The organism is Wolbachia endosymbiont of Wuchereria bancrofti, from assembly GCF_002204235.2.
Taxonomy (GTDB): Bacteria; Pseudomonadota; Alphaproteobacteria; order Rickettsiales; family Anaplasmataceae; genus Wolbachia.
On the sequence record NZ_NJBR02000079.1, the window covers coordinates 1 to 4,764 of the forward strand.

At 33.6% G+C, this 4,764-nt stretch carries 3 protein-coding genes and 2 pseudogenes; 4 read left to right on the forward strand and 1 reads right to left on the reverse strand.

The genetic code is table 11. From position 1 onward, the window contains the following. Positions 1-93 precede the first annotated feature (93 nt). Together CCY16_RS07050 and tsaB are read left to right on the forward strand one after the other, a co-directional pair. Positions 94-1,186 (forward strand): annotated as a pseudogene (locus tag CCY16_RS07050) (cation:dicarboxylate symporter family transporter). Continuing rightward, positions 1,186-1,800: a tRNA (adenosine(37)-N6)-threonylcarbamoyltransferase complex dimerization subunit type 1 TsaB gene (tsaB, locus tag CCY16_RS04020; protein ID WP_088415132.1), complete on the forward strand. Its 615-nt coding sequence runs from the start codon at positions 1,186-1,188 to the stop codon at positions 1,798-1,800. Before CCY16_RS07050 ends, tsaB begins: the two are co-directional and overlap by 1 nt. A 1-nt stretch (position 1,801) precedes the next feature. Here the strand turns inward: tsaB and CCY16_RS04025 are convergent, their stop codons facing one another. After that, positions 1,802-2,422: an AAA family ATPase gene (locus CCY16_RS04025; protein WP_088415136.1), complete on the reverse strand. Its 621-nt coding sequence runs from the start codon at positions 2,420-2,422 to the stop codon at positions 1,802-1,804. A 271-nt stretch (positions 2,423-2,693) separates the two neighbouring features. On the opposite strand from CCY16_RS04025, the pseudogene CCY16_RS04030 reads away from it, so the two are divergent. Both CCY16_RS04030 and odhB read left to right on the forward strand, forming a co-directional pair. Next, a pseudogene (locus tag CCY16_RS04030) lies at positions 2,694-3,406 on the forward strand (class II aldolase/adducin family protein). 94 nt (positions 3,407-3,500) lie between these two features. Beyond that, positions 3,501-4,661 (forward strand): 2-oxoglutarate dehydrogenase complex dihydrolipoyllysine-residue succinyltransferase, encoded by a 1,161-nt coding sequence (gene odhB / locus CCY16_RS04035; protein WP_088415134.1) that lies wholly within the window; start codon positions 3,501-3,503, stop codon positions 4,659-4,661. The last annotated feature ends 103 nt before the right edge of the window (positions 4,662-4,764 follow it).

Here is a 4,764-nt window from a genome sequence, read left to right on the forward strand (position 1 = left end):
TAGATATAATATTCTGCAGCAGTTCAGACAGTTTTGCTTTACTTGAAAAATAACTTGCCGCATTCTATTTGTAGAATATCGCTATATTAGGGCGTGTTACAACTACTAACCTTACTTGTTATTACCACTTCAGTTGTATTTTTTGGTCATTTGGTCCCAGTAGAAGTGAAAGCCTTTTTGTACTCAATGAGCTTAAGCATCAAAGAAACTTTGCTGTTTATAATGCCTTTTATTATTTTTATGCTAATCTTTAAAAGTTTATATTGTTACTTATTATGACAATTTTCTTATCAAACCTGGCTTCAAGTTTAATAGCTTATTTAATTGGGTATTTTATACTACAAAACACTTATTCAATACAAGATATAACGTATGAAGAAACAATTATTCCTTATGGTTGCTTACACTACCTGCACTGCTTTCTAACTTTTATGCTCTCGTTTATGGACTTGTATCCGGCATGGTGGTGTTTGTTTTGCTACCCAAAAAGAGCAAAGAGCTCTCACACAAAATGTCAGGTTTATTTCTGTTTATTCTGAAAGTACTCTTGATACCGGTTATTCCGATATTTGTACTTGGGCTTACTTTAAAAATGCAGCATGATTAGATTATATTTGCAGTATTTAAAGATTGCTCAATAATTTTTGTGATTATCACATCTGCAACTTACCTTTTATATTTTTCTCTTATATGGAGCTACAAATTCATTCAGGGTCACGAGCTGGATAACTAGCATAAGCAATATGATACCGGCATTTATTACTGTAATGAGTGCAATGTTTAGTAATGCAACTATGCCCCTTACTCTTGAAGAGAGCAAAAAAATGTAAAGCAACCTGATCTTGTATCATCTGTTGTACCAAATAACTGCTGGCTTTTACTTGGTGGGTAATTGTTTTTATTATAATATTATCAATGATAATTACTTCCGGTTATGTATATAACGTACTATATAACTTTCCTTCTCTATTTTTTGTTATTTAAATTTGCTATTGTTGCGGTTCCTGCGGGAGGAATCATGGTAATGCTGCCTGTGCTTGAAAAGTACCTTAAGTTCTCTCCGAAAATGCTCTCGTTAGTCACAGCGTTATATTTAGTGTTTGACCCAATAATAACTTTAGCAAATGTTATGAGTAGTGGTGCCTTTACTATAAGGTTTACAAAACTCTATGATAAACTCAGGTAATGTCTATTCTAGCAATTGATACTGTAGGTACTGGTAGTTCAATAGCGATCATTGATCACGATGGTAATTGTTTTGTAGAACACAATTCCATCAGCAATAGTCATGCGGAATCGTTTTTTCAAATTTTGAACACTCTGTTCAATAAGCACAACTATAACTACAGTAAGTTAGACCATTTAGCTGTAGTAGTTGGACCGGGAAGTTTCACTGGAATTAGAGTTGGTATATCAGCTGCAAAAGGTATAAATCTCGTTACGAATAAGCCATTGTATGGAGTTAATGCATTAGAGGTTCAGGCATACGCAATGTCTTTGCTTTGTGCAAATAACAAAAAAAATATTAGAGCTATAATTAAAAGTTCTCAGGGATTTTATACGCAGTTGTTTGATTGCAATTTATTGCCATTATCAGATCCAACTACAACACATAACGCCCAGCGTCTAGGCACTAGGACATCAGGCAATAACTGCATTACATATATGGACTGCAATCTACCAAAATTAGATGCTAGCCATGCAGGACTGTTAGTCCATTATAGACTAAAGAATAAACAAAAATCAAATGAAGTTGAAGCTCTATATTTAAATGAGCTTCAGTATATGAAATTGTTATAGATCATCCTTTTGTATAAATGCTATTAATCTGGCTAAGTTTGTGCATCTGACTTGTTATTTTTTCGGCTACTTCTTTTATATTCATATTCGAGTTTTCTATTTCTATGGCATTTGGTGGTATAAATGAATCGTAAGTCCTAAAGTTCTCTATAATGCTGCTTATATTAGTGGCTTTCTTATTTTCCCTTTGCCTTTTTAATTTAATGCGCTTTTGTAATGTGAGTAAGTCACACCTCAGCACTATAGGAAGAATTTGTGTGTTCATCCTTTTACTAAGCTCTGCTACTGAGTTATACATCTTTGTATTGTGGTCGTTATTTTTCATTAGCTCATCGATAAATATATAATTTTTTGAGTGAATTAGGTAAGCTTCTATTGCCTGGAGCATAATTTGTGCAATGTTATATATTCTATCTTGTACTTCTTTAGGGATATGATTATGCTCAAAAACATTATCATATATGGAGCAAACTTGAGTATTGTTGGAAAAGTTGCTGTTTACAATCAATGCATCTATCATATTGGATAATTCTATTGCTGTAGAGAGCTTACCACTTCCTGAAAAGCCAATAATATATACGAAAAATCCTGTTATCTGTCTCTTTGTATTAATGTTTATCATATTATTTATAATGTTAAAATCTATATTCATAATAACATGAAACTTAAGCTTTAAAACATTTAAAATATTATATAGAAAATTGTTTTTATGGTTAAGGTATTATGCAATTTGAGAGCATAAATTCTATATAGGCTTCATAGATTGTGTAGCAAAGGATTATTTACTAAGAATTAACAATTTCTTTCTTGATATACTTAATTTCAAACTAAAAGTATAAGTTTACTATGAACCTCTTTATCTTGTATAAACCTTCAGAAGGTTTTGACTAAGAATGGCACTGTTAACAAAGAGCAAGGTAAAAAGAAACTTAGTATATACCTATCAGATTTTGCCTTACCTGGAACTAGATGGCCATACATATACTCACCTTTCAGTGTGTTCTGAGGATCAAAAGTCATTTTGTACCTATCCATTTGGTATACGCTTTAATGAAATGAATGAGAATTCATTAATGAAAGTATCATTTGATGGAAGTGCAATTGAGGGCAAAGAGTATCAGTATAATAGAACTGGTTATGTAATCCATGGTTTTATTATCAAGCAAAGAAGGACATTTAAGCAATTTTTCGCTTGCATACACCTTCTATTGTAGCAGTTTCCTCTTTCAAAGATGGAATACTTCCTGTAAGTCAGTGGGCAATGCACTTTTATAACAAGATATCTTACCATAATTATAACTCCCTTGCGCTTGATGATGCAGAGGGAAAGAGATTAATAACTGACCTGAAAGAAAATTTTGTAATGTTAATGCGTAGTCATGGATCTATAACGTGTGGTTGGACTATGCAAGAAGCAATGTTTTGTATGTATCGCTTAAAGCAAGCGTGCAAAACTCAATGTTTAGCGTTAGAAGTGAATAGGAAATTATCAATTCCGAGTGAAGAAGTTTGCTCAAAAGCTGTAAAGGATCTTTTGTCTTTCGAAAGCAATCTTGGTGAGAGAGATTGGCGCGTGTGGGCTAGGCTAATTAAAAGTGAGTTATAATAAACTCCTTTTTAATCCTAAATAAATTTATTAGTTTATTATATGTTTCTTTTCATGTATAAATTTATAGCAAGTTTGTACGAAAGGTTGTTTTATGAATAAGATTATAGAAATTAGAGCACCAAAGACTCTTGGTGGTGAATCGATCACAGAAGGTGTAATCAAAATAAAGAAAAGTATTGGCGAAGCAATAGAAGTAGATGACTTAATCTTTGAAATTGAAACTGATAAAACAGCACTCGAACTCACTGCAGAAGCTTCAGGACAAATAACTGAATTTCTTGTAAGTGAAGGTGATGTAATAAGCCCTGATCAATTGTTAGCAAAACTTTCCGTAGGAGAGGTGAAGAAAGAAGATAAAAGTGAGAGTCTTGCTAAAAGAGACGCTCCATCAGCTCGTAAAATTATGGAGGAAAATGCAATCAGTACAGAAAGTGTTAAAGGGACTGGTATGGGAAGCAGGATAACTAAAGCAGATGTGATATGTCGTATGAGCAAAGCTGAACAACCTACTATAAAACAATATGAATTGCCAAAAAGTGCAGCAAGTGGGGAACGGAGAGAAGAGCGAGTAAAAATGAGCAAAATAAGGCAAGTAATAGCTGCTCGTTTAAAAGCTTCACAAAATACCGCTGCGATACTAACTACATTTAATGAAGTTAACATGAAAAATGTTATAGATCTCAGGGCAAAATATAAAGAAACCTTTGAAAAGAAATATGGAATAAAGCTTGGTTTCATGTCGTTCTTTATAAAGGCAGCGGTGCAAGCACTGAGAGAAATTCCTGAAATTAACGCTGAAATTTCAGGTGATGAAATCATATACAAACGTTACTATGACATAGGTGTTGCTGTTGGCACTAACAAAGGCCTTGTTGTACCAGCTATTCGAAATGTTGATCAGATGTCATTTGCTGAAATTGAGCTAACTTTGGCTGCTCTCGGTAAAAAAGCACGAGAAGGTAAATTACAAGCATCAGAAATGGAAGATGCAACATTTACTATTTCAAACGGCGGAGTATACGGTTCGCTCCTTTCCACCCCAATAATAAACCCTCCACAATCTGGAATACTTGGAATGCATTCAATACAAAATAGGCCATTTGCTGTGGGTAACTCAATTGAAATTAGACCCATGATGTACGTTGCCCTCTCCTACGACCATAGAATAATTGACGGCAAAGGAGCGGTAACTTTCCTCGTCAAAATAAAAAATTATATAGAAGATCCAAACAGGTTAGTTTTGGAGGTATAGCTCAAGTGAGTAGTTACTAATCTAGTAGTAACCGTTTACAAGTTGTGGAAATGAATAAAGAATTAAGCAGTAACAGTTACTAGATTCTGTTCCTTTTGAAAGG